This window comes from Coriobacteriia bacterium (assembly GCA_041658765.1).
Lineage (GTDB): Bacteria > Actinomycetota > Coriobacteriia > Anaerosomatales > JBAZZO01 > JBAZZO01.
Genome location: JBAZZO010000021.1, coordinates 1 through 21846, shown reverse-complemented (window position 1 = coordinate 21846; position 21846 = coordinate 1). Strand labels below are relative to the sequence as shown.

At 67.9% G+C, this 21846-nt stretch carries 23 protein-coding genes; 10 read left to right on the top strand and 13 right to left on the bottom strand.

Annotated elements, in window-relative coordinates:
- Positions 1-202: 202 nt before the first annotated feature.
- The 7 genes from WC971_10455 to WC971_10425 all read right to left on the bottom strand — a co-directional run bounded on the left by WC971_10455 (position 203) and on the right by WC971_10425 (position 5024).
- Positions 203-1240: a toll/interleukin-1 receptor domain-containing protein gene (locus WC971_10455; GenBank protein MFA5845236.1), complete on the bottom strand. Its 1038-nt coding sequence runs from the start codon at positions 1238-1240 to the stop codon at positions 203-205.
- Between the two features lie 205 nt (positions 1241-1445).
- Positions 1446-1574 (bottom strand): hypothetical protein, encoded by a 129-nt coding sequence (locus WC971_10450; GenBank protein MFA5845235.1) that lies wholly within the window; start codon positions 1572-1574, stop codon positions 1446-1448.
- The gene (locus WC971_10445) at positions 1571-2815 is read right to left on the bottom strand and encodes an MBOAT family O-acyltransferase (protein MFA5845234.1); all 1245 of its coding nucleotides are present in this window, start codon (positions 2813-2815) and stop codon (positions 1571-1573) included. Before WC971_10445 ends, WC971_10450 begins: the two co-directional genes overlap by 4 nt.
- The gene (locus WC971_10440) at positions 2812-3891 is read right to left on the bottom strand and encodes a hypothetical protein (GenBank protein MFA5845233.1); all 1080 of its coding nucleotides are present in this window, start codon (positions 3889-3891) and stop codon (positions 2812-2814) included. Before WC971_10440 ends, WC971_10445 begins: the two co-directional genes overlap by 4 nt.
- Positions 3892-3956: 65 nt before the next feature.
- Complete coding sequence (locus WC971_10435; protein MFA5845232.1) at positions 3957-4265, bottom strand: nucleotidyltransferase domain-containing protein; 309 nt, start codon at positions 4263-4265, stop codon at positions 3957-3959.
- Between the two features lie 193 nt (positions 4266-4458).
- On the bottom strand, positions 4459-4752 hold the full coding sequence (locus WC971_10430) for a type II toxin-antitoxin system RelE/ParE family toxin (GenBank protein ID MFA5845231.1): 294 nt from the start codon (positions 4750-4752) through the stop codon (positions 4459-4461).
- Positions 4749-5024 carry a type II toxin-antitoxin system Phd/YefM family antitoxin gene (locus WC971_10425; protein MFA5845230.1) on the bottom strand — a complete coding sequence of 92 codons (276 nt, stop codon included), beginning with the start codon at positions 5022-5024 and terminating at the stop codon, positions 4749-4751. Before WC971_10425 ends, WC971_10430 begins: the two co-directional genes overlap by 4 nt.
- A gap of 187 nt (positions 5025-5211) precedes the next feature.
- On the opposite strand from WC971_10425, the gene pcrA reads away from it, so the two are divergent.
- Both pcrA and WC971_10415 read left to right on the top strand, forming a co-directional pair.
- The gene (gene pcrA / locus WC971_10420) at positions 5212-7401 is read left to right on the top strand and encodes a DNA helicase PcrA (protein ID MFA5845229.1); all 2190 of its coding nucleotides are present in this window, start codon (positions 5212-5214) and stop codon (positions 7399-7401) included.
- A gap of 14 nt (positions 7402-7415) precedes the next feature.
- Positions 7416-9029, top strand: a complete 1614-nt coding sequence (locus WC971_10415; GenBank protein MFA5845228.1) for a putative manganese-dependent inorganic diphosphatase — start codon at positions 7416-7418, stop codon at positions 9027-9029.
- Between the two features lie 6 nt (positions 9030-9035).
- Here the strand turns inward: WC971_10415 and WC971_10410 are convergent, their stop codons facing one another.
- Both WC971_10410 and WC971_10405 read right to left on the bottom strand, forming a co-directional pair.
- A complete protein-coding gene (locus tag WC971_10410; GenBank protein ID MFA5845227.1) occupies positions 9036-10796 on the bottom strand; it encodes an ATP-binding protein in 1761 nt (586 codons plus the stop codon).
- Entirely contained in the window at positions 10793-11497 is a 705-nt protein-coding gene (locus WC971_10405) for a response regulator transcription factor (protein ID MFA5845226.1), read from the bottom strand. The genes WC971_10410 and WC971_10405 overlap by 4 nt, the downstream gene beginning before the upstream one ends.
- A gap of 183 nt (positions 11498-11680) precedes the next feature.
- On the opposite strand from WC971_10405, the gene WC971_10400 reads away from it, so the two are divergent.
- The 4 genes from WC971_10400 to pstB are packed head-to-tail and all read left to right on the top strand — an operon-like array spanning position 11681 to position 15136.
- Complete coding sequence (locus WC971_10400; GenBank protein ID MFA5845225.1) at positions 11681-12553, top strand: PstS family phosphate ABC transporter substrate-binding protein; 873 nt, start codon at positions 11681-11683, stop codon at positions 12551-12553.
- Positions 12553-13479: a phosphate ABC transporter permease subunit PstC gene (pstC, locus tag WC971_10395; GenBank protein ID MFA5845224.1), complete on the top strand. Its 927-nt coding sequence runs from the start codon at positions 12553-12555 to the stop codon at positions 13477-13479. Before WC971_10400 ends, pstC begins: the two co-directional genes overlap by 1 nt.
- A complete protein-coding gene (gene pstA / locus WC971_10390; GenBank protein ID MFA5845223.1) occupies positions 13467-14330 on the top strand; it encodes a phosphate ABC transporter permease PstA in 864 nt (287 codons plus the stop codon). Before pstC ends, pstA begins: the two co-directional genes overlap by 13 nt.
- On the top strand, positions 14324-15136 hold the full coding sequence (pstB, locus tag WC971_10385; protein ID MFA5845222.1) for a phosphate ABC transporter ATP-binding protein PstB: 813 nt from the start codon (positions 14324-14326) through the stop codon (positions 15134-15136). The genes pstA and pstB overlap by 7 nt, the downstream gene beginning before the upstream one ends.
- A 3-nt stretch (positions 15137-15139) precedes the next feature.
- Here pstB and WC971_10380 read toward each other — a convergent pair whose 3' ends face one another.
- A complete protein-coding gene (locus WC971_10380; GenBank protein ID MFA5845221.1) occupies positions 15140-15379 on the bottom strand; it encodes a hypothetical protein in 240 nt (79 codons plus the stop codon).
- Between the two features lie 97 nt (positions 15380-15476).
- On the opposite strand from WC971_10380, the gene WC971_10375 reads away from it, so the two are divergent.
- Both WC971_10375 and WC971_10370 read left to right on the top strand, forming a co-directional pair.
- The gene (locus WC971_10375; protein ID MFA5845220.1) at positions 15477-16322 is read left to right on the top strand and encodes an MBL fold metallo-hydrolase; all 846 of its coding nucleotides are present in this window, start codon (positions 15477-15479) and stop codon (positions 16320-16322) included.
- 163 nt (positions 16323-16485) lie between these two features.
- Complete coding sequence (locus tag WC971_10370) at positions 16486-17430, top strand: aldo/keto reductase (GenBank protein ID MFA5845219.1); 945 nt, start codon at positions 16486-16488, stop codon at positions 17428-17430.
- On the opposite strand, the gene WC971_10365 is transcribed toward WC971_10370, so the two are convergent.
- Positions 17378-19504 (bottom strand): ATP-binding protein, encoded by a 2127-nt coding sequence (locus tag WC971_10365; GenBank protein MFA5845218.1) that lies wholly within the window; start codon positions 19502-19504, stop codon positions 17378-17380. The genes WC971_10370 and WC971_10365 overlap by 53 nt on opposite strands.
- A gap of 324 nt (positions 19505-19828) precedes the next feature.
- Between WC971_10365 and WC971_10360 the strand changes: the two genes are divergently transcribed.
- A complete protein-coding gene (locus tag WC971_10360; protein ID MFA5845217.1) occupies positions 19829-20221 on the top strand; it encodes an antitoxin Xre/MbcA/ParS toxin-binding domain-containing protein in 393 nt (130 codons plus the stop codon).
- Positions 20208-20804 (top strand): RES domain-containing protein, encoded by a 597-nt coding sequence (locus tag WC971_10355; protein ID MFA5845216.1) that lies wholly within the window; start codon positions 20208-20210, stop codon positions 20802-20804. The genes WC971_10360 and WC971_10355 overlap by 14 nt, the downstream gene beginning before the upstream one ends.
- A 170-nt stretch (positions 20805-20974) precedes the next feature.
- On the opposite strand, the gene WC971_10350 is transcribed toward WC971_10355, so the two are convergent.
- Complete coding sequence (locus tag WC971_10350; GenBank protein MFA5845215.1) at positions 20975-21259, bottom strand: Fis family transcriptional regulator; 285 nt, start codon at positions 21257-21259, stop codon at positions 20975-20977.
- 5 nt (positions 21260-21264) lie between these two features.
- Complete coding sequence (locus tag WC971_10345) at positions 21265-21624, bottom strand: type II toxin-antitoxin system RelE/ParE family toxin (GenBank protein ID MFA5845214.1); 360 nt, start codon at positions 21622-21624, stop codon at positions 21265-21267.
- Between the last annotated feature and the right edge of the window lie 222 nt (positions 21625-21846).

Here is a 21846-nt window from a genome sequence, read left to right as displayed (position 1 = left end):
TTGAAATCCCCGGATATCAGCATGGTCGAGCGCCGTTCCCATGTGCCCGCCCGCTTGCACCTCTCGAACCACGATCGAGAGCCCCGTGAGGCCAACTTCGCTTGACCGGCCATCTCATATCAACGTGGTGCGCATGAGCGGCGGTCACCCGCCTCTCTTCCGCAGATACCTCGCGCCGTCCGCTCGATGTGCTTGTTCGACACTAGGTCAGCGGTGACGACTCACCCTCGCTCAACTCAACCGACGTAGGCAGCCGGTCGTTGTAGGCCAGCCAGTACCTCAAGCGCTGACTCTTGTTCGTCCAGACACTCCAGTAGTTCGGGCCTGACCAAATTCGTACCGTGCGCGTGAGAGCGGACCCGTCCATGGGAGTCGTGTCAACAACACGATCGAGCAGGCCGTACATTGTCAGCTCGTCCGTGACTGAGGGGATGTCTTCCACCGAGACCTCCAGCGCGCCGGGAACACGCTCAAGCACAAAGTCCTTAACGGGCTGGTTCAGGACGGAGTAGCCCTCCCTCGCGGAGAACTCGTAGCCCGCAGCTATGACGAGGGCAACATAGGAGCCGAGTTGAACACCAATTGGCAAGGCTGGCTCAACGACGTCGTCCCCGTCACCCCGGGAAGGGGTTGTGACCTTGGCGTGAATGACAACCGTGCGATCGAGAGTAGCCCAAATCTGCTCGAACTCAGCTTCTTCTGCAGGCGTGAACACGGATGCCGCCGACTTGCCCCGGAGTTCTTGCAGCGCTAGTTCCGCCTGCAGGCGCTTCACGCGCTCGTCTGCAACGGCAGCCACTACGGTGCGGCCCAGGTAGCTGCGCCAGATTTCCGCTACGACTCGCGGCAGGAGTTGCTCGTAGTTGGATTCATTCCACTCAGGCGCTTGTAGCGCCTGAATATCCGCACGCAGCTTGATGCGGATATCCGATGAGGACACATAGGGCAGAAAGGCGATCCGCTCATCCTGCAGCTGCTGGATCATCGCGGCGTCGATTTCCTTCTTCACCATCACCGAGTCCAGTGCGGCAGGGGTCAAATACACCATCGCTGCATCGCAGGCGGGAATCCCATCCCTGAAGATGGCGTCGAGCCACGGGTGACCGTGCGGAATGTCGATGGAGTCGAGCCAGGTGTCGATCTGGCACTCCCGCAGCGCGCTATCGAGACGCGTGATGAAGGGTAGGTCCGCCTTGCAGTGCGACAAGAACACACGCGGTTTGCCTAGCCTGGGCTCCATCCTGGCTCCCCCCCGAAGACATGCTATGTGCCGAACAAGGATTGGACAGTGTGCACTGTCCGCATCCACAGACTGCCTCTTTCTGCCTATTCCGTCATCCCTTCGGGACCGGCGATTCTCGGAATACCGCGCTCACCAGCGGTTTTGCGGGCGTTTCGCGCTACGCGCCCGACGGCGATCGCAGTCTGTCTATCCCGGCGCTCCCTCAGAACGCCTGGTAGATGAAGGTCGGCGCGGTCGAGCTCGCGAACATCACGACGAGGACGACGAGCGCGGCGATCGCCACGCCGACGACGATGTCGACCGCGAGGCGCGCGAGGCGGTCGCGGCTCACCCGATCCACCTCCTCGCAGCCAGCAGCGCGAAGCGCGCGACCTGCTTCCACACGAACAGCGCGTCGTGCAGCGGCAGCAGGAAGAGCATCCACCCGAACGCGACGAAGTTGAAGGTCAGCAGCGTGCCTGCCGCCCAGCCGGCGCCTCGCCACCCGGCGCGTTCGCGCAGCCGCGCGTAGGCCGCCCAGCGCGCGGCCAGCGCGTCGAGCGCCTCTCTCCACCAGCGCGCCACGACCAGCCCCGCGCCGTGGTAGAGCCCCCACGCGACGAAGTGCCATCCGGCGCCGTGCCACAGGCCGCTGACCGCCATCGCCGCGAGCGTGTTGAGCGCCGTGCGGGCGCGCCCGGCGCGCGAGCCGCCGAGCGGGATGAAGACGTACTCGGTGATGAAGCGCGTGAGCGAGGCGTGCCAGTTCGCCCAGAACTCGGAGATGTTCCGGCGCAGGTAGGGCCAGCGGAAGTTCTCCATCACCCGGAAGCCGAACAATCTCGCCACGCCGATGGCGATGTCCGAATACCCGGCGAAGTCGAAGTAGATCCGCATGGTGTAGGCGTACATCCCGACGAGCAGCACGAGCGGGTTCTTGCCGGCGGGGGCGAGCAGCGGCACGGCGAGGATGGCGAGGGTGTCCGCGACGACCAGCTTCTTCGCGAGACCGGCGACGATGCGCCAGCCTCCGTACGCCAGGTCGTCGAGGTCGGGCCTGGCCGGGCCTTCTCGCAGGTCGCGCGCGAACTCGGGCCAGCGCTTGATGGGGCCAGCCGTGACCGTCGGGAAGAACGCGAGGTAGACGGCGGTCTCCAGCAGCGATCCGGGCGGCGTGGTGCCGCGGTACGTCTCGACGAGGTAGTGGATCGCGCAGAACGCGACGAACGAGATGCCCAGCGGGGCGGCGATGGCGGGAACCGGGAGCCGTGGGAGTCCCGCACGAGCGAAGAGCATGTCGGCCGTGCCGACGAGGAAGCCGGTGTACTTGAAGACCGCGAGCGTCGTCACCACCAGCGTGATCCCGGCGCCGAGCAGCCGGCGCGGTCTTGCGGCGGTCTGTAGCGACGCCCCGACTCGCCACACGAGCACGACGAGTCCGGCGAGCACGATCAGGTGGAGCGGGAACGCCCATGCGTAGAAGACCGCGCTCGCCGCGAGCATGACCCACGGGCGCGCCGCACGCGGCGAGAGCCACCACGCCGCGAGCGTCACGGCGAGTAGAGCGGCGAACGGCCACGACGCGAGGGTCACGGGCGCTCACCCCCACGCAGCAGCGGGGCCAGGATCTTTGCCAGCGCCTCGGCGACCACCCGGTTCCCCTCGCTCATCGGGTGGTGGGTGTCCATGAGCAGCTCGGAGGGTACGGCGTCGGTGAGGTCGACGAAGACGCCACCCTCGCCCTCGACCAGTCGGCGCACGAAGGCGAGATTCTCCTCGTAACGCGCCCAGTCGACCACGCGCTCGCGGTCGAGCGCCGCGCGGTCGAGAGGTCCCGCGAAGACGACGATCGGGATGTCCGCTCTCGTCGCGACCCGTACCGTGGCCGCGAGATAGCGCAGGTCCACGTTGTCGTCGGCGAAGGGACGCACGTCGAACGCCTTCCGCAGCTCCGCGTAGGGAAGCGCCGAAGGGGCGCGCTTGTTGTACACGCGCGCCCCGATCGCCTTGGCCCGGAGATCGCGCACGAGGAGGTTGAGGGCGCGCTTGGGCCGCTCGCCGAACATCCAGGCGGTCAGGTGGTCGCGGACGGCGTAGAGACGCCATATGGAGGCCACGGCCCTGTCGAAGCGCTCGACGGTCGTGAGCGTGCGCGTGTGGCCTCTGGCGAGCGTCTCGTCGACGGAGTCGAGGGCGCCTTCCGCGGCCGCCTTCTCGTACAGGTCCGGATAGCGGTCCGTCACGGTCTCGCCCCGGTAGAAGCGGTAGTCGAAGTCGATGACCACGGCATCGGCGGCCTTGCGGTGGGCTAAGAGCGCAACGAGCGGGAGCATGTCGTTGGCGTGCGCCCCGGTCATGCCGAGGTTGTAGGCGTCGTCGAGGTGGGCGGGGATCGCCCCCGCGGGATCGGACGTCCCCCCGCCGTGCATGACCGAATCGCCGATGCAGGCCACCCGAAGTCGCGGGGAGCGTGCCATCTGAGCCACGAACCCGTCGAAGCCCATCAGCGTCCGGTCGGGGAGGCGGAAGTCCCTCGGCAGGGCGGGGACTCCGAAGATCCTCAGCGCGATGTCGAGCGCCACAAGCGCGGTCGCGGCGAAGATCCAGGCGCGCGGGCGCACCCGCCAGAGGGCGCCGCCGCGCGCGGTATCGTCTTCGGAGCGTGACATGGGCGGATTATCGCACGACGGGTGCTCCCGGAGGCTGGATCGGCTTCGACAGGTACGCGCGAACGTCACGTGGCATAGAGCACCTGCTTGGTTCGCTCGATGTCGGCTGCGATGTAGGGGTTCTTCACGGCGTCCGACATCACCAGGTCGACTTCGACGCCCAGGATGGAGCGCAGTTCGTCGAGAAGATCGAAGTAGGAGTCAGCGAGATCGTGCGGGCTCATGGGAGAGAATTCGACCAGGAGGTCGATGTCGCTCTCTCCAGGACGGAGGTCATCGCGCAGTGCGGAGCCGAACACGTGCATCCGGGACACGTGGAAGCGCAGACACGCCTGCTCGACCGCCTGTCGCTTGTCCTCCAGAACGCGAACCATGAGTGAACCTCCTGCGTCTCATGGTAACCGCACCCGCCCGGGGAGCCAACGGGCGCTGCCCGAGGCGTAGCGGCCGGGCACAGCGGGACGGGGAGGGGTCGGGCGGCGAGTTCCGCAGCCGGGGAGGGCGCGAAGCGCCAGGCCCCCGGCGAGGACTGTCTGAGCCGCAGACCCCACCCGTCCCGCTGCGGCGCTACTCGGGCTGAGCAGGAAGCTGGGCGTCGTGCCACACGCCGACCACCCAGATCACGTCGCCTTCTAGCCGGTAGAAGAAGCGGTACCGACTGACGAGGACCTCGCGGAAGCCGAGCTGAGGGAACTCAGGGATCGTCCGGCCGGTCTCCGGGAAGCGGATGAGGTGCTTGAGCACCTCGGTCGAGCGGTCGCGGAACGCACGGGCGGCAGACGGACGCTCGGTACGGATGTAGTCCACCGCTGCGAGGAACTGCGCCCGCGCCGGCGGCGTGAAGTCGATCCTGCGGGTCACGGTTGCTTCAGCAGCTCGTCTGCCTCGGCCATCACGACATCGAGGTCGTAGCCGACGCCGGCCTGGATGTCGGCTTCACCCTGAGCGAGGATGCGCAGGATCTCGAGTTCACGCTGCGTCCGCTCGTAGGCGCCGGCGCTCAATAGGACCGCCGACGCACGACCGTGCTGGGTGATGAAGACCGGGTCCCCCGTGGCCGACGCGTGCTTGACGATCGAAGAGGCGTCCTGCCGAAGTTCGCTGATGGGAACGATGTTGGGCATTGCGCTCATGTGACGTACCTCCTTCGCTACCAAAGATACTATCACAGGAGAGATGTCGCGGCGGGACGGGAGGGGTCCGGCGGCGAGTTCCGCAGCCGGGGAGGGCGCGAAGCGCCAGGGCCCCCGGCGAGGACTGTCTGAGCCGCAGACCCCTCCCGTCCCGTAGCGCCGCAGGGGATGCTACACTCTGTCGGCCATGACCCTGCGCCTAGACGACCTCAACCCCGCGCAGCGGGACGCCGTGCTGACCACCGAAGGCCCGCTGCTCGTGCTCGCCGGCGCCGGCTCCGGGAAGACGCGCGTGCTGACGTACCGCATCGCGCACCTCGTCGCCGACCTCGGCGTGTCTCCGCATGCGATCCTCGCCATCACCTTCACGAACAAGGCCGCCGCCCAGATGCGCGAGCGCCTCACGCGCCTCGTCGGTCCCGTCTCGCGCGGCATGTGGGTGATGACCTTCCACGCGTTCTGCGCGCGCGTCATGCGGCGCGACCCCGAGCGTCTCGGCTACGGCCCCTCTTTCACCATCTACGACGAAGCGGATACGAAGCGGCTGCTGACGTCTTGCCTCGTGGAACTCGACCTCGACCCGAAGCACTTCTCGCCGAACATGGTCGCCGGTCGCATCTCCGCGTCGAAGAACGAGCTCGTCGGCCCAGAGGAGTTCGCCGAGCGCGCCTCCACGCCTCCGGAGAAGGTCGCCGCGAAGGTGTACGCCCTCTACCAGAAGCGGCTGCGCGCGGGCAACGCGCTCGACTTCGACGACCTGCTGATGCTCGCGCACCGCCTGCTCGACGAGCAACCCGACGTCCTCGACGTCTACCAGGAGCGCTTCCGCTACGTCCTCGTCGACGAGTACCAGGACACGAACCACGCCCAGTACGCGCTCGTGGAGATGCTCACGCGCCGCCGCCGCAATCTGATGGTCGTCGGCGACGACGATCAGTCGATCTACTCCTGGCGAGGCGCCGACCTGCGCAACATCCTCGAGTTCGAGCGCGACCATCCGGAGGCGGCCGTCATCCGCCTCGAGGAGAACTACCGCTCGACGAAGACGATCCTGGCGGCGGCGAACCACGTTGTGGCGAACAACGCGGGACGCAAGCCGAAGACGCTGTGGACGGCGAACGTGGAGGGCGAGGCGATCACGCGCTACGCGGCCTCGGACGAGAAGGACGAGGCGAGCTTCGTCGCCGGCGAGATCGAGCGCTTGCTGCGCTCCGAGCACCGCTCGTACGCGGATTTCGCCGTCTTCTACCGCACCAACGCGCAGTCCCGCGCGATCGAGGACCGCTTCCTGCGCGACGGCGTGCCGTACCGCATCGTCGGCGGCACGCGCTTCTTCGACCGCGCCGAGATCCGCGACGTGCTCGCGTACCTGCGCGTCGCCGCCAACCCCGCGGACGGCGTGTCGGCGAAGCGCATCATCAACACGCCGCGCCGAGGTATAGGCGCCGCCACGATCGCCGTGATCGACGCGCTCGCTTTCCGCGAGGACATCCCGTTCCTCGAAGCCGCGCGCCGCGCGATCGACGAAGGCGAGCTCGGCACGGGCCCGCGCGCGAAGGTCGAGGCGTTCCTGGAGCTCGCCGACGGCCTGCGCGGCATCGAGACGTCGAAGCTGCGCGAATACGTCGAGGAAGTGGTGTCGCGCGCCGGTCTCGTCGTCGCGCTGGAGGCGGAGGGGACCTTCGAGGCGTCGTCGCGGGCGGACAACATCCGCGAGATGCTCGGCGTCGTCGAAGAGTTCGACCGCGAGCACGAGGACACCGGACTCGAGGACCTCCTCGAATGGCTGTCGCTGCGCAGCGACCTCGACACCCTCGTCGAAGGCGAGCGCGCGGTCACGCTGATGACGCTGCACACCGCGAAGGGCCTCGAATACCCCGTGGTCTTCATAACGGGGATGGAGGACAGCCTCTTCCCCCACGCGAACTCGATGTTCGATCCCTCCGGGCTCGAGGAAGAGCGGCGGCTGTGCTACGTCGGGATCACACGTGCCCGCGAACGGCTCTACCTCACGCACGCGATGACGCGATCGCTCTACGGCGCGAGCCAGTACAACCCGCCGAGCCGGTTCATCGCCGAGATCCCCGACGAGCACCTCCGGCACGAGGGGCGGGGCTCGACGAGCCGCCAGGGTACCAGCGAGTCGACTGGGAGGGCCTTCGGCGGCGGAGGGCGCGTCTTCGGCTCGGGTGCGAAGCGACGCGAGCGGTCCGAGCCCACAGAGAGCTTCGAGGTCGGCGACACGGTCGACCACAAGACGTTCGGGCACGGCAAGGTGACGGAGATCTCCGGCGACAAGATCGTCGTGACGTTCACCGGCCGCGGAGCCAAGACGCTGCTGCTGGGGTACGCTCCGCTGAGTAAGGTGAAGCGGTGACGGGAGGCGCTCGCATGGACGTGGTGCTCGTCTTCGGGCATCGGAACCCGGACAACGACTCCGTGTGCTCGGCGGTCGCCTATGCGCATCTGAAGAACGTCACCGATCCCGGCCGCGTCTACATCCCGGCGAAGCTGGGGCCGATGCCGCCCGAGTCGTCGTGGGCGTTCGCCCGCTTCGGCGTCGAGCCGCCTGCCGAGGTCGACCACGTGCGCACGCGCGTCCGCGACGTCATGACCGCCGATATCGTCACCGTCGCGCCCGAGACGACGATGCGCGACGCCGGGCGTCTCATGCGCGAGCGTGGGGTGCGCGTGCTGCCGGTCGTCGAGGGAGAGGCGCCGGTCGGCGTCCTCAACGTCGAGGCGCTCGCGGCTCGCTACGTGGAGGACATGGAGCTCGCCGGGTTCGCCAGCCGTCCGGTCCGCGTCGCGCAGCTGGTGAGCGCGCTCGACGGTCGCCTGCTCGCGGGCGATCCGGAGTCCGTGCTCGCCGGCGCCGTGCTCATCGGCGCGATGGAGCCCGAGACGATGCTCGCGCGCTGCCGGCCCGGGGACACCCTCGTCGTCGGCGACCGCCGCCGCACGCAGCCGCAGGCGCTCGAGGCCGGGATCGCCTGCCTCGTCGTCTCGGGCGGATGCGAGCCCGACGCCGCCGTCCTCGACCTGGCGCGCGCCAAAGGCGCGGCCGTGATCGCGACCGCGCACGACACCTACAGCTCAGCGCGCCTCATCGAGCTCGGTCGGACGGCCGGTGAGGTGATGGACGACGGCATGGTCGTCTGCGGTCCCGACGACCTGCTCACCGAGGTCGCGGAGGACCTGCTCGGCTCGCCGCATCGTGAGGCGGTCGTCGTCGACGGAGGACGCCTCGTCGGCGTGCTCACCCGCACCGATCTCGCGAAGAACCCGCGGCGCAGCGTCGTGCTCGTCGACCACAACGAGGCGGCGCAGTCGGCTTCCGGCATCGAGGAGGCCACGGTCGTCGAGATCGTCGATCACCACAGGGTCGGCGATATCGAGACGGCCGGGCCCATCCTCTTCCTCGGTCTTCCCTTCGGCGCCACCGCCACCGTCGTCGCGCGCCGCTACGACGAGCTCGGGGTCGCGGTACCGGAGCCGATCGCGGGCCTGCTGCTCGCCGCGGTCCTCACCGACACCGTGCTCCTCAAGTCGCCGACGACGACCGACGCCGACCGCGAGGTCGCCGCACGCCTGGGCGACGCGCTCGGGCTCGACCCGCTCGCTTTCGGGATGGAGGTCTTCCGGGCGCGCTCGATGGCGGGTGGCTTCTCACCGCGCCAGGCCGTCATGGCCGACCTCAAGGAGTACCGGGGCGCCGAGGCCGCCGTCGCGATCGGCCAGGTGGAGACGGTCGACGCCGCGGACGTGCTCGCGCACCGCGCCGAGCTGCTCGAGGTGATGGAGGGCGTGCTCGAGGCGCGCAGGCTCGACCTCGTCGCGCTCATGGTGACGGACGTCGTGCGCGAAGGGAGCGAGCTGCTCGCCGTCGGGAGGGTGCGTCTGGTCGAGCGCGGCTTCGGCGTCACGCTCGCCGGCGGTTCCGCGTGGCTCCCGGGCGTGCTGTCGCGCAAGAAGCAGGTCGCGCCGCTGCTCGTCGGGAGGTAGGCGCTCCTACGCGCGGGGGAAGGTGACGTCGACCTCGGTGCCGACGTCGGGCGTGGACTCGATGAAGACCCTTCCGCCGGAGCGTTCGACGACGTGCTTCACCAGGGAGAGGCCGAGCCCGGTGCCACCGCTGGCGCGGGTCCTCGATCGGTCCACCCGGTAGAAGCGCTCGAAGACGCGCGGCAGGTCCTGGGGCGGGATGCCGATGCCGGTGTCCGCCACCAGCACGGTCACAGAGTCCGGTCTCGAGGTCACCGACACCGTCACCGAGCCGGACTCCGTGTAGGTGATCGCGTTGTCGAGGAGATTGTCGAGTGCGACCGCGATGTCGGTCGGGTCGGCGCGGGCGTAGACGTCCTGCCCCTGCACGCCGGAGAGGTCAGTGAGCAGGGAGATCCCCTTCGCCGCCGCCGCCGATCCATGCGCGGTGACGCTCAGGGCGATGGCCTCGCGCAGGTTCGTTATCGTGCCCACCTCTGGAGCGCTCTCGAGCCTGGAGAGGTCGAGCAGGTCGTTGACGAGCCGTCGCAGCCGGTCGGTCTCGGCGCGCAACTGGCCGACGAAGTCGAGCGCCCGCGCGGTGTTGCCGTCCTGGGCCGCGATCGCTGCGGAGTCGGCGAGCAGCTGGATCGCGGCGGTCGGCGTCTTGAGCTCGTGGGAGGCGCTTGCGACGAAGTCGGTGCGGATCTTGTCGAGGCGCATCCGCTCCGTCACGTCCGCGATGATGATGAGCGTGCGCGAGGGCCGGGCGCCGATGTCCAAGGGCACGACGGTCACGCGCAGCCAGCGTAGCGTCGGGTCCGGGCCGACCTCCTCGGTCACGTTCTCGCGCGTGCTCGCCAGATCGCGAACGACCGAAGCGAGCGAAGCGGGAAGGACGGTCTCGTCCAGCACGTGCCCCTGCCAGCCTCCATGGGGGACCTTGAAAAGGGTCGATGCGGCCTCGTTGGCTAGCCGCACCACCCCGTCTTCGAGGAGGAAGACCGCATCGTGCAGGCCGTCGAGGACTGCTCGAAGGTCCCCCTGCTCGGCTCCGAGAGTGATGATGCGGCTCTTGGTCTGCTCAGCGAGTTCGCGGAGCGCGTGCGACAGGTTCCCGAGCTCTCCAGGGGCGTCGTCGACTGGGACCGACAGGTCGCCCGCGGCCATGGCGCGCGCCGATGAGACGAGGCGGGAGACGGGCGCCGCGGCGTCGGCGGCGAGCCACCACGCCGCTGCCGCGGCGAGGACGACGGCGACGGCGAGCAGTCCGAGCCCGACGCCGCGCGCGTTCGCCGCGATGGCCCCGATCGTCACGAGGCGCTCGGAGACCCTCACGGCCGCCGCACGCCCCGATATGGTGGCCGGGACCGCGACGTAGAGCTGGTCGGTGCCCTGGGTCTCCGAGCGGCGGATGTCTCGTCCGGTGCGACCCGCTAGCGCGCTCGCGACCTCCGGTCTCCGACCGTGGTTCGCCATGGCCGCGGGGTCCTCCTGCGAATCCGCGAGCACGCGACCATCGCCTGCGATGACCGTGACGCGGAGGTAACCGTCACCCGTGAGCGTGTGTGCGAGCACCTGGACATCCTCGACAGGCTGTCCGAACGCGACGGCGGAGGCGCGCGCGATGCCCAGCAGGCGCTGTGATTGCTGTTCGGTCACCGCCGCGGTCACGGGACCGTAGAGGCTCCAAGCCCAGATCGCGGAGAGGAGGGTGACGACGAGGATGTAGCCGAGCAGCAGTCGAGAGCGGTAGGAGATCGCGCCGTCGCGCGCCGCCGGCTTCACGCCTTCTCGTCCTTCGGTCGTGGTTCGAAGCGGTACCCGAGGCCGTGGACGGTCGTGACGTATGTGAAAGAAGAGGGTTCTTCGACGGCTTGGCGCAGACGCCTGATGTGCACGTCGATCGTCCGCGACGAGGGGAGGAACTCGTAGCCCCACACCTGTTCGGCGAGGCGGTGGCGCGTCAGCAGCTGTCCGGGGCTGCCGGCGAGTGCCACGAGGAGCTGGAACTCCTTGATGCGCAGCCTGACCGCCGAGCCGGCGACGGTGACCCTGAACTGCGACGGCTCGATGACGAGGTCGCCCGCTTCGATGATCTCGTCGCTGCGCAGGAGTTCGTGCTCCTTCACGCGGCGCAGGTTCGCCCGTACGCGCGCAAGAAGCTCTTCCATCGAGAACGGCTTGGTGACGTAGTCGTCCGCTCCCGCGTCGAGACCGCGGACCTTGTCGCGCTCCTGATCGAGAGCGGTGACCATGATGATCGCGACGTCGGAGTCGTCGCGGCGCAGCGCCTCGGCGACCGCGTAGCCGTCCATACCAGGCAACATGAGGTCGAGGAGCACGAGGTCGGGACGTTCCACGCGTGCCCGCACGAGCCCCGCTGGGCCGTCCGGCGCGGAGTCGGTATCAAAGCCGGCCCTGCGCAGGGCGTACTCGACGGTCTGCCGGATGATCGGGTCGTCCTCTATGACGAGTACTCGTGCCATGGCGTCCTCCTGGGGACATGATGGCAGTCCTGCGCGGACACTCCTATTCGTTTCACAGATATTTAACAAACGCGGTGCATTTCTTACATCCGTGCAACCATTCACGGGCGCACCCTCACTAGAATCGGGTATGGCCGCCGTTCCCGTGCGGTCGAGGCGTACTCGAAGAGGAGGGTCTTGGACGTGAAGAAGCGGATGTGGCCTGTGATAGGTCTCTCGCTCGTGGTCGCGCTCGCTCTCGGCGGCTGCGCGGCGAAGAAGGAGCCGGTGTCGTCGGAGAAGCCTGCGGCGTCGGTCGACGGTCTGAGCGGATCGCTCGCGATCAGCGGCTCGGACACGATGGTGAACCTCGCCCAGGCATGGGCCGAGGCGTTCCAGAAGGAGAACGGTGGGGTCGTCGTCTCCGTGCAGGGTGGCGGTTCCGGTGTGGGCATCGCGGCGCTCATCAACAAGACGGTCGACTTCGCGAATGCCTCGCGGGATCTGAAGCCCGAGGAGATCGAGCAGGCGAATGCCGCCGGCGTCGCTCCGGTTGCGACGATCATGGCGCGCGACGGCATCGCGGTCGTCGTGAACCCGGCGAACGGCGTGTCGGCGCTGACGATCGACCAGATCGGCCGCATCTACCGCGGTGAGATCGAGAACTGGAAGCAGGTCGGCGGGGCGGACAAGCCGATCGTCCTGCTCTCGCGCGACACCGCCTCCGGCACGTACGAATACTTCAAGGAGGCCGTCGTCGGCAAGGACAAGGAGTATGCGAAGGCGGCCAGGCTCCTCCCGTCCACCCAGGCGATCGTCGATGAGGTTGCGGGTAACGAGGGAGCCATCGGTTACGTGGGTGTCGGATACATGAGCGATAAGCTGAAGGTGATCCAAGTCGCCGGCGTCGCCGCGTCCGTGGCGACGGTGCTCGACGGGACGTATCCGATCTCGCGACCCCTGTACATGATCTCGGACGGTGCGCTCGCGGACCTCAAGAAAGCGTACGTCGAGTGGATCCTCTCTCCGGCCGGCCAGAAGGTCGTCGAGGAGCAGGGGTTCGTGCCGGTCGAGTAGTGCGAGCCGGTCTCCGCGACGCGGCGAGGCGGCACGGCCGTCCGGCTTTCGGCCGGGCGGCCGACGCCGTCGCGCGCCGCCTGATCGCCGCGGCCGGGTGGTCCGCGATCGTCCTCCTCGCGGCGATCGGGACGTTCCTTCTCATGAACGCGCTCCCGGCGCTGCGCGAAGTCGGGCTGCCGCACCTTCTGAGCGGCGATTCCTGGTATCCGACGAGCACGCCGCCGCGATTCGGCTTCCTTCCGGCGGAGGCCGGCTCGGCATGGGTCACCCTTGTCGCGCTCGCGGCGTGCGTACCGGTCGGCGTCGCGGCCGCGATCTACATCTCCGAGTTCGCCGGGACCCTCGTGAAGGAGGTCGCGAAGTCCGTCGTCGAGTTCATGGCGGCGGTACCCTCCGTCGTCTACGGTCTGCTGGGCGTGGCCTTCCTCGTCCCTCGGCTCAAGGCCGGGTTGGGTCTCGAGACGGGGCTGACCGCACTAGCGGCGGGTCTCGTGGTCGGCGTCATGGCGCTGCCGACCATCGTGTCCATCTCCGAGGACGCGCTGCACGCGGTCCCCGACGCGTTGCGCCAAGGAGCGCTCGCCCTCGGGAACACGCGCTGGCAGACGACGTACAAGGTGGTGGTGCCAGCGGCATCGTCAGGGGTCTTCGCCGCGGTCATGCTCGGGCTCGGCCGAGCCATCGGAGAGACGATGGTAGTGCTCATGCTGGCGGGCAACGCCGGCATCATCCCATCGAACCCGCTCGTCTCCGTGCGCACCATGCCTGGCACCATCGCGGGCGAGATGGGCGAGGTCGTCCAGGGGAGTCTGCACTTCTCCGTGCTCTTCGCGCTCGGGCTAGTGCTCTTCGCGGTCACGTTCGCTGTCAACCTTGCGGCGGACATCGTCCTCGAGAGGCAGCGGCGGCGATGGCGGCGCTGACGAGGGTGCGGCGAGCTCGCGCCGTCGAGGCGGTCGCGAAGGTGGTCACGGGCGCAGCCGCGTTCGGTGTCCTCGCGACGGCGGCCGCAGTCTTCGGCACCATCGTATGGCGAGGGTTTCCGGCGCTGAGCTGGGCGTTCCTCACGCAAGCGCCTCGCATGGGCATGCGCGAGGGCGGCATCCTGCCGGCCATCGAAGGAACGTTGGCTCTCGTCGTCGGCACTGCCCTCGTCGCGCTCCCACTGGGTATCGGCGCCGGCGTCTATCTCTCCGAATACGCGCCGCGCGGCGTGGCGACGCGCGTCGTCCGTCTCGCTATCACGAACATGGCCGGCGTGCCGTCGATCGTCTACGGGCTCTTCGGTCTCGCGGTGTTCGTGCTGCGTCTAGGCCTCGGCGTGTCGGTGGCGGCGGGGGCGCTCACTCTCGCGTGTCTGACGCTGCCGGTCGTCATCACGGCGACGGAGGAAGCGCTTCGCCAGGTGCCGCAGGAACTGCGCCAGGCGGCGCTCGCCCTGGGCGCGACGCGGTGGCGCACGACGTACGGCGTGGTGCTTCCCGCGGCCGCTCCCGGGATCGTGACCGGGGCCGTCCTCGGTCTCTCTCGCGCGGCCGGCGAGACGGCGCCGATACTGTTCACCGCTGCGGCGTTCTTCACACCCGCTCCGACCTCGCCGCTGTCGAAGGTCATGGCGCTTCCTTATCACCTGTACGTGCTCGCGACCCAGGTCCCGAACCCGCCCCAGGAGATCGTGTGGGGGACGGCGCTCGTGCTCGTCGCGTCCGTCGCGATCGTGGACATCGCGGCAGCGGCATGGCGATCGGCCGCCAGGAGGAGGACCCGATGGTAGATGCGACCCCGACCACGCCGCCCGTCAAGGCGGAGAGCGGGGCGTTCGAGCTCGAGGACGTCTCCGTCGCCTACGGAGTGGAGACCGTTCTCGCCGGTGTCACCATGTCGGTCCTGCCCCGGACCGTAACGGCGTTGATCGGGCCATCGGGATGCGGCAAGTCGACTTTGCTGCGCTGTCTCAACCGCATGAACGACGAGATCGGCGGCGTGCGTGTCGGCGGTCGCGTCGCGCTCGACGGCGTCGACGTCAACGGTCGCGCCATCGACCCGGTCGAGCTGCGCACGCGTGTCGGCCAGGTGTTCCAGCGTCCGAACCCCTTCCCGATGTCCGTCTACGACAACGTCGCCTTCGGCCCGCGCACGCACGGATCGCGCGGGCGCGCGGAGCTCGATGCCGTCGTCGAGTCGGCTCTACGTCGCGCGGCCCTGTGGGACGAAGTGAAGGACCACCTGAGGAAGCACGCCTTCGACCTATCGGGCGGGCAGCAGCAGCGCTTGTGCATCGCGCGCGCACTCGCCACGAGCCCCGAGGTGCTGCTCATGGACGAGCCGGCGTCGGCGCTCGACCCCATCTCGTCCCAGCAGGTCGAGGACACCATCTTGGAGTTGAGGTCGGGCGTCACGATCGTCATCGTCACGCACAACATGCAGCAGGCCGCCCGTATCTCGGACCATACCGCTTTCATGTTGAGGGAGAGCATGGACATGCCGGCGAGGCTCGTCGAGTTCGGGGAGACGAAGCGGCTGTTCACCAATCCCGGCGATCCGCGGACCGAGGCCTACATCACCGGGCGTTTCGGCTAGCCGCTACTGGAACGACCCGTGGATGGTGCACGCGCATGTCTCGGAGGTCCAGGAGTAGACGCCGCCGCCCGGGCAGTGCGGCTCGTCCTTGAGGATCGTCGGAGGCAGGACCGTCATGAGTCCGGCCCAGTCCGTGATGACCTGCGCCGCTCCGATCCCGAACTCGGCCTGGTAGGCCATGTAGGCGCCCTCGACGATACGCTCGTTCCCGAAGCACGCCTTGCGCTGGGCGTTCGCCTTCACGCACGAGTATACGGCTGACCGGACGGGTGTCGTCGCCGGTGGTGTAGGCTCTTGTGGCGGCGTCTCTCGCGCCGTGCGAATCGGGAGGGGACTAGGGGTGCTGGAGAACGCGCGACTGCTCGCCGGGAGCACCTGGGTGTTCCCGGGGCTGACGGCCTCGGGGTGGCGGGAAGGGTGTCTCATCGACACCGGCCCCGTCGAGGAGGTCTACGAGGGTACCCCGATCGAGCAGGTCGTCATCACGCACGGCCATGCCGATCACTTCTCGCGTGCCGCCGCGCTGCGGCGCGCCGGCGCCAGGGTGATCGCCGCGCGCGAGGAGGTCGCTCTCATCGAGAACCCCGAGGTGAACATCCGCGGGATGTTCTCGTGGGCGAAACCGAGCGACGAGATGGTGACCCGCCTCTTCCAGGGAGAGGGCTGCGCGATCGACGGCTACATCGACGGCTGGCGCGGCCCCGGCATCGAGCCCGTGCCGCTCGCGGGGCACACCCTCGGCCACACGGGCTTCCTCACCTGCGACGGCGTGCTCTTCACCGGTGACGCGCTCTACGTCCGGCCGATGTGGGGACAGCATCCGCTGCCGTACGCCATCGACGTCGGGCTCGCTCTGACCTCGCTGCGCCTGCTCGGGACGCTCTCGCCGGACTGGCTGGTCCCCGCGCACGGCGAGATCGTGCCCGGCGACGAGGTCGGGGCGGAGATCGCTCACCACATAGGGCGCATCGAGTCGACCTGCGCGCTGGTGCTCGGCATCCTCAGCGAGCCGCGCACCACCGAGGCGGTCATCGCGCAGGTCTCGGCCTCGCTGGGTGTCGTCGAGAACGCGGCGCAGTACTGGCTCTCGGTCACCACTGTGAAGGGATACCTCGCTTACCTGCTCGAACGCGGCGAGGCGGAGTTCTACGTCGAGTCGCACGCGGGGTGGTGGCGCGCGATCTAGGAGGACAAGAAACGAGGCGCGGAGGGGGGCTACGCGCCTCGTTCTTCAGTGAGTGGGCGTTCCACGCCCCTGAGGGGGGAGAAGTGGGGCGGATCGCCCAAGCTCTGCCCTAGACACGAGCAACGTGCGTGCCAAGGAGACGCGGCGACGAGGCCTGGACGGGGTGGCGGTGGAGGATCGGACGGCGATAGCGGGACTGCCCGGTGAGTACTCGCGGGTGGCCCTCGGGACGTGGTCGATGGGCGGCTGGATGTGGGGCGGCAAGCCCGACGCGGCCGTCGCCGATGCCACCGTCCGCCGCGCGCTCGAGGTCGGCATCGACGTCATCGACACCGCCCCGGCCTACGGGTTCGGCTTCTCGGAGGAAGTCGTCGGGCGCGTGCTCGAGGAGTCCGGCGCGCGCGATCGCGTCCTCGTCGCAACGAAGGCGGGCCTGCGCTGGGACGCGGGCGGGGAGGTCGTCAAGGACGCTTCGCGGGCGCGAGTGCTCGCAGAGTGCGAGGACTCGCTGGGGCGTCTGCGGACGGACCGCATCGACGTCTACCAGATCCACTGGCCTGACCCGGCGGTCGCCGTGGAGGAGACCGCCGAGGCGTGCGCCGAGCTGCTCGAACGCGGTCTCGTGCGCGCGGTCGGGGTCTGCAACTTCACGACCGCGCAGGCCGGGGCGTTCGCGAAGGTCTGTCCGCTTGCGAGCATGCAGTCGCCCTACAACCTGTTCCAGCGCGAGGTCGAGGCGGACGTGCTCCCGTACTGCGTCGAGCGCGGCATCTCGTTCCTCGCCTACAGCCCGCTCGCGCGAGGGCTGCTCGCCGGCATGATGACCGAGGCCGACGAGCCCACCGACGAGGCGCGCCGCCGCGACATGTTCCACGGCGAGGGATTCCGCCGCCACCTGGCGGCGGTCGCGCGACTCGACGCCTTCGCTCGCGAGCGCTATGGGCGCCGCGTCGTCGACATCGCGGTGCGCTGGCTGCTCGACGGCGGCGTCGCGTGCGCGCTCTGGGGCGCGCGGACGCCCGAGCAGCTAGACGCGGTCGCTGGCGTGCGCGGCTTCACGCTCGACGCCGTGGCGCGCGAGGAGATCGCCGCGGCAACCAGAGCGTGAACACGGAACCGTTGCCCTCTTCGCTGGCGACGGTCACCTCGCCCCCGAGCAGATGCGCGTACTCCTGTGAGATCGCCAATCCCAGGCCGGTCCCTGTCGGCCGCACGCCGTCGCACATCTCCACCTGGTGGAACACGTCGAAGACGAGCGGGATGTCGTCGGCGGGTATCCCGGGGCCGGTGTCCGAGACGACGAGCGCGATCCGAGCGTCGGTGCCACGCTCCAGCCGGATGGCGACGACGCCGGAATCCGTGAACTTCACGGCATTCCCGACGAGGTTCGTCAGGATCTGCCTGAGCTTCTCCCTGTCGGATTCGATCATGTTCGCCGGCTCCGAGGTCTCGGCATGCAACTCGAGGCCCTTCTCGGCGGCGAGAGGGCGCATCACCTCAGCGACTTCCGTCGTGACCTCCCACGGGTCGAGCGACTCGAGACGCACTTCAGCTTTGCCCGCCTCGACTCTGGAGAGATCGAGGATGTCGTTGACCAACTCGAGCAGCTGCTTACCCGAGCCATGTACCATGCCGATCTGGTACTTCTGCTCGTCCGACAGTGGACCGGCCATGCCACCGTAGAGGATGCCCGAGAAGCCGATTATCGAGTTCAGGGGCGTGCGCAGCTCGTGACTCATCTTCGCGAAGAACCGGCTCTTGGCTGCGGTGGCCTCAGCGAGGTCACGGTTGACCCGAGTCAGGCTCTCGTTGGCATCGGCGAGTTCGCGGGTACGCGCTTCAACCGATTCCTCGAGGTGGCTGCGGTGCTGTGCGAGTTCCAGTTCGGACAGTCTGCGCGCCGTGATGTCCGTGTGCGTGCCGACGACGCGTTCCACGTTCCCCTCGTCGTCGAGTGCGACCGCCTTGCCGCGGCTGGCCGTCCACAGCCAGTCGCCCGCCTTCGTCCGCAGCCGGTACTCGATCGAGAAGCTTCGGTCGCCCGTGCCGATGCGCCGCAGCACTTCGCCGAGCGCTGCGTCTGCGTCGTCGGGGTGCACGAGCCCGGTCCACGTGTCGACGGTCATCGGGAACTCGTCGGGTTCGTATCCGAACATGGAATAGGAGCGCGCGGACCAGATGACCGCACCGGTCTTCGGGCACCAGTCCCAGATGCCCTCCTCGGCCGCCTCCAGTGCCAGGCGCAGGGTCTCCTCGGCCTTCCGTACCGCTTCGTTGGCCTCGACCAGGTCCCGCGTCTTCGTCCCGACCTGCCAGCGCAGCAACAGGATGACGCCGCCCGCCACGACCAGCAGACCTCCGATCGTGCCGATGGTCCAGAAGACGTACGGGGCCAGCGGGGATCCGGTCTCGCCCGCCGTGTAGCGGCTGATCGTCCTGTAGTAGATGGAACCAGGTTCCTTGATCCATGTGTCCAGGTGGCGGTCGACAGCCACGAGGAGATCGGCGTTGCGCCCACGTCCCGTCGCATAGAACAGTGGGACCGGATTGAAGACGATCGATGTCTTCACCAGGCCATAGTCCTGGTAGAAGTAGTCCCCGAACAAGTAGTTGGCGATCGCCGCATCCGCTGAGCCGCTCGCCGCCAAGTCGAAAGCACCGCTCAGTGAATCGGCTTCGATGATGACGACATCGAACCCGAACCCGCTCATCATCTGCTTGAATACCGTCTCCTGGATCGATCCCTTCAGAACAGCGACGCGCTTACCCTCGAGTTGGGAGATGCGCTCTATTCGCGGGCCGGGGGCGGAGTAGACGTACGACCAGCTCTCGATGACCGGCGTCCGGTGGAAGTCGTACTCCATGTCGCGCTCCGGCGAATACGCCACGTCCGGCATCAGGTCGATCCGGCCCGCTTCGAGGGCCTTGAGATCCTCGTCCCATGTGTCCGGCACGTAGACGAGTGTCCAGTCTTCTTCCTTGGCCATTCCCTCCAGGATGTCGATGAAGATGCCGGACGCCTTGCCGGCGTCGTCCATGAAGACCTTCGGCTCGTTCTGATAGACGCCGACGCGCACCGTGCGGGCCTTCGCGTAGGCCGGGCTACCCGCCGCGACCGCCGCTAGCGCGATCAGGGTGATGCAGGCCAGGAAGACCCGGCCACGGTGGATCCGCGTGCACACGAGTGTCCCCCTGCCGCGGGCGGCGACCTTTCGTACTCTTCTACCACGAATCCGGACATCTCAGGCCGCAGAGGGCCGGTCCCGGCAATGGGGTCGCATCTCGGAGCCTGACCCAAGAGCTCCCTCGTGAAGCGCGACCTGCACGGCAGAGGGAACCTGCGTGCCTATCTCGTGGAACTGGCATGAGACTTGTTTGCATCGAGCATGTCACAAGGAGTGCCGAAACAGCGGACGAAAATATAGCCACTGTTTTGGACATATGGCACGACATAGCGAAAGGGATGTGGTATGAACTCAAGAGGCAGGAAACCAAAGGGGGAGTCCATGAGCATTCGCAGCGCGGCGGCCGTCGACGGCGCTTTGGCCGATATCCTGGCCTCCAGACCGGCCAGTGTCGAACAGATAAGGGTCGGGCTCGGGATGACGATCGAGGAGTTCGCTGAAGCCGTCGGGCGAAGCGTACGCACGGTCTCGCGCTGGCAGACTGCCGGCGGCGACAGCAGCACCGCGCGTGGAGACGCGGCACGCGAAGTGCGCAAGCTCGCCCAGCTCCAGTACCTGCTCGAGGACGTGCTCGGCAACGAGTACGCTCCCGAGTGGCTTCGCTCTCCCAACCGCGGGTTCCGGGGCAAGGCCCCGATCGACCTCGTCCTAGAGGGCCAGGTCGGCGTGGTGACGGCCGCCTTGGAGCGACTCGCCGACGGTGGACCGGCGTAGGGACCGGATCGTGGGCGAGACGCTGGACGGGCTCAAACAGATCGAGGCCGTGTACTTCCGCTGCACGAGCCGCAAGCGCGAGCCCCTGAGCACAGGGGGTGCGCTGCGCAGCTGCGGCCGCTACAACGTGACCGGGTGCGCCGCCTTGTACCTCGCCAGCTCACCGACCCTCGCGGTCAGCGAGCACCTGCACTTGGGCGAGATCTTCGAGGCGAAGCGGTTCCCTCCGAGACTGCTCGTCTCCGTGGAAGTCACGCTGACGCTCGTCCTCGATCTCACCGACGAGTCGACCCGCGGACGGTTCGGTCTTACCCTCGAGGATCTGACCGGCCCCTACTCCGAAGACCCGAACTCCCCGAGCATCACCCAGACATCGCTATCGAGGCGCGCAAGAGCGGGATCGAAGCGCTGCTGGTGCCCTCCGCGCTCGTGCCGACCGAGACGAACCTCGTCGTCTTCCGAGACAACTTGGCTTCCCCTCGCGCAGTCCTCGTCATCGGATTCGATGACCACGTTTCCGCCGACGCGTCCGCTGCCGGGTAGCAAGAGCCCCTGGGGGCGCCCTAGGACCTCATCCCTTTGAGACCGCGGTCCCTAGACTTGCAGAAATGAGATGACAAGAAGGGCGATGTCGGCGACGAACGATAGCATGTTCACGGACACCGACCAGTTCAGAGCAGCTCAGCGGCTGGCCGAGCGCTTGGAGTCAGCGTAGCGCTTCCGAAGTACTTGTTGCTTGTTCGAACAGTCGGACTACGCGCTCAGCTGAACCGTCAGACGCTTCCCCACCGCACTTGCGGCACGCTCGAGGGTCGAGAGCGTCACCGATGGATTCGTTGGGTCGAGCAGACGCTCGACGGCCGAGCGGCTTGTCTTCATGCGACGAGCGAGTTCTGCGTGCGTGATGTCGACGCGCTCCATCTCCTGCGCGATCTGATACGCGATCACCCGCTTGGTTGCGACAGCCTCGGCTTCGTCGAGGATGCCCTTATCGCGCAGGAAGTCGTTGAAGTCGCCTCCGATGTGCTTCTTGTCCACCACGATCACTCCTTTCGTAGTGCCGAGAGACGCTGTCTTGCTGTCCTGAGGTCGGTAAGCGGCGTCTTCTGCGATCTCTTCACGAACCCGTGCAGCAGCACCATCACCTGGCCGCCCACTGTGAACAGGACTCGCGCGATGCCGTCCGCGATGCGCGAACGGACCTCCCACGACCCCGGTTCGAGCTTGCGGATCAGCGGCATCCCGAGAGGCCAGCCGTATTGGGCCGTTTTGATGTCAGAGCCCACGGCGCGCCGGTCGTCTCGCGTCAGCTGGAGCAGCCAGTCGCGCACGGGCTCGCTGCTGGGCGATGCGGAGTAGAACCTCACCGAGAGGATGGGCTGCTTGTCACCGGGTTCGCTCATGCAAGGAGTGTACCACAATTGGTACGCATGTCATGCGGAGCACCCAGGAGGCGACCGACTGTGGTCTTCGAACGAAGTGTTTGGGCATCACCAGCCCTGCGTTCCGCAGCTAATTGCCCTTCTGGGCCACGTCCGAGGATAAAAGTGCAGGTCAGGGGTTTGCGACCAGTCGGAAATCGCGAAATGTCATAGATACACGTTTCGTGAATTGCGGGTTGCATG

Excerpts from the sequence above, each read along its gene's own strand:
- WC971_10455 (MFA5845236.1), bottom strand. The coding sequence starts at position 1,240 with ATGGAGCCCAGGCTAGGCAAACCGCGTGTGTTCTTGTCGCACTGCAAG.
- WC971_10440 (MFA5845233.1), bottom strand. The coding sequence starts at position 3,891 with ATGTCACGCTCCGAAGACGATACCGCGCGCGGCGGCGCCCTCTGGCGG.
- WC971_10435 (MFA5845232.1), bottom strand. The coding sequence starts at position 4,265 with ATGGTTCGCGTTCTGGAGGACAAGCGACAGGCGGTCGAGCAGGCGTGT.
- WC971_10425 (MFA5845230.1), bottom strand. The coding sequence starts at position 5,024 with ATGAGCGCAATGCCCAACATCGTTCCCATCAGCGAACTTCGGCAGGAC.
- pcrA (MFA5845229.1), top strand. The coding sequence starts at position 5,212 with ATGACCCTGCGCCTAGACGACCTCAACCCCGCGCAGCGGGACGCCGTG.
- WC971_10415 (MFA5845228.1), top strand. The coding sequence starts at position 7,416 with ATGGACGTGGTGCTCGTCTTCGGGCATCGGAACCCGGACAACGACTCC.
- WC971_10405 (MFA5845226.1), bottom strand. The coding sequence starts at position 11,497 with ATGGCACGAGTACTCGTCATAGAGGACGACCCGATCATCCGGCAGACC.
- pstA (MFA5845223.1), top strand. The coding sequence starts at position 13,467 with ATGGCGGCGCTGACGAGGGTGCGGCGAGCTCGCGCCGTCGAGGCGGTC.
- pstB (MFA5845222.1), top strand. The coding sequence starts at position 14,324 with ATGGTAGATGCGACCCCGACCACGCCGCCCGTCAAGGCGGAGAGCGGG.
- WC971_10360 (MFA5845217.1), top strand. The coding sequence starts at position 19,829 with ATGAGCATTCGCAGCGCGGCGGCCGTCGACGGCGCTTTGGCCGATATC.
- WC971_10345 (MFA5845214.1), bottom strand. The coding sequence starts at position 21,624 with ATGAGCGAACCCGGTGACAAGCAGCCCATCCTCTCGGTGAGGTTCTAC.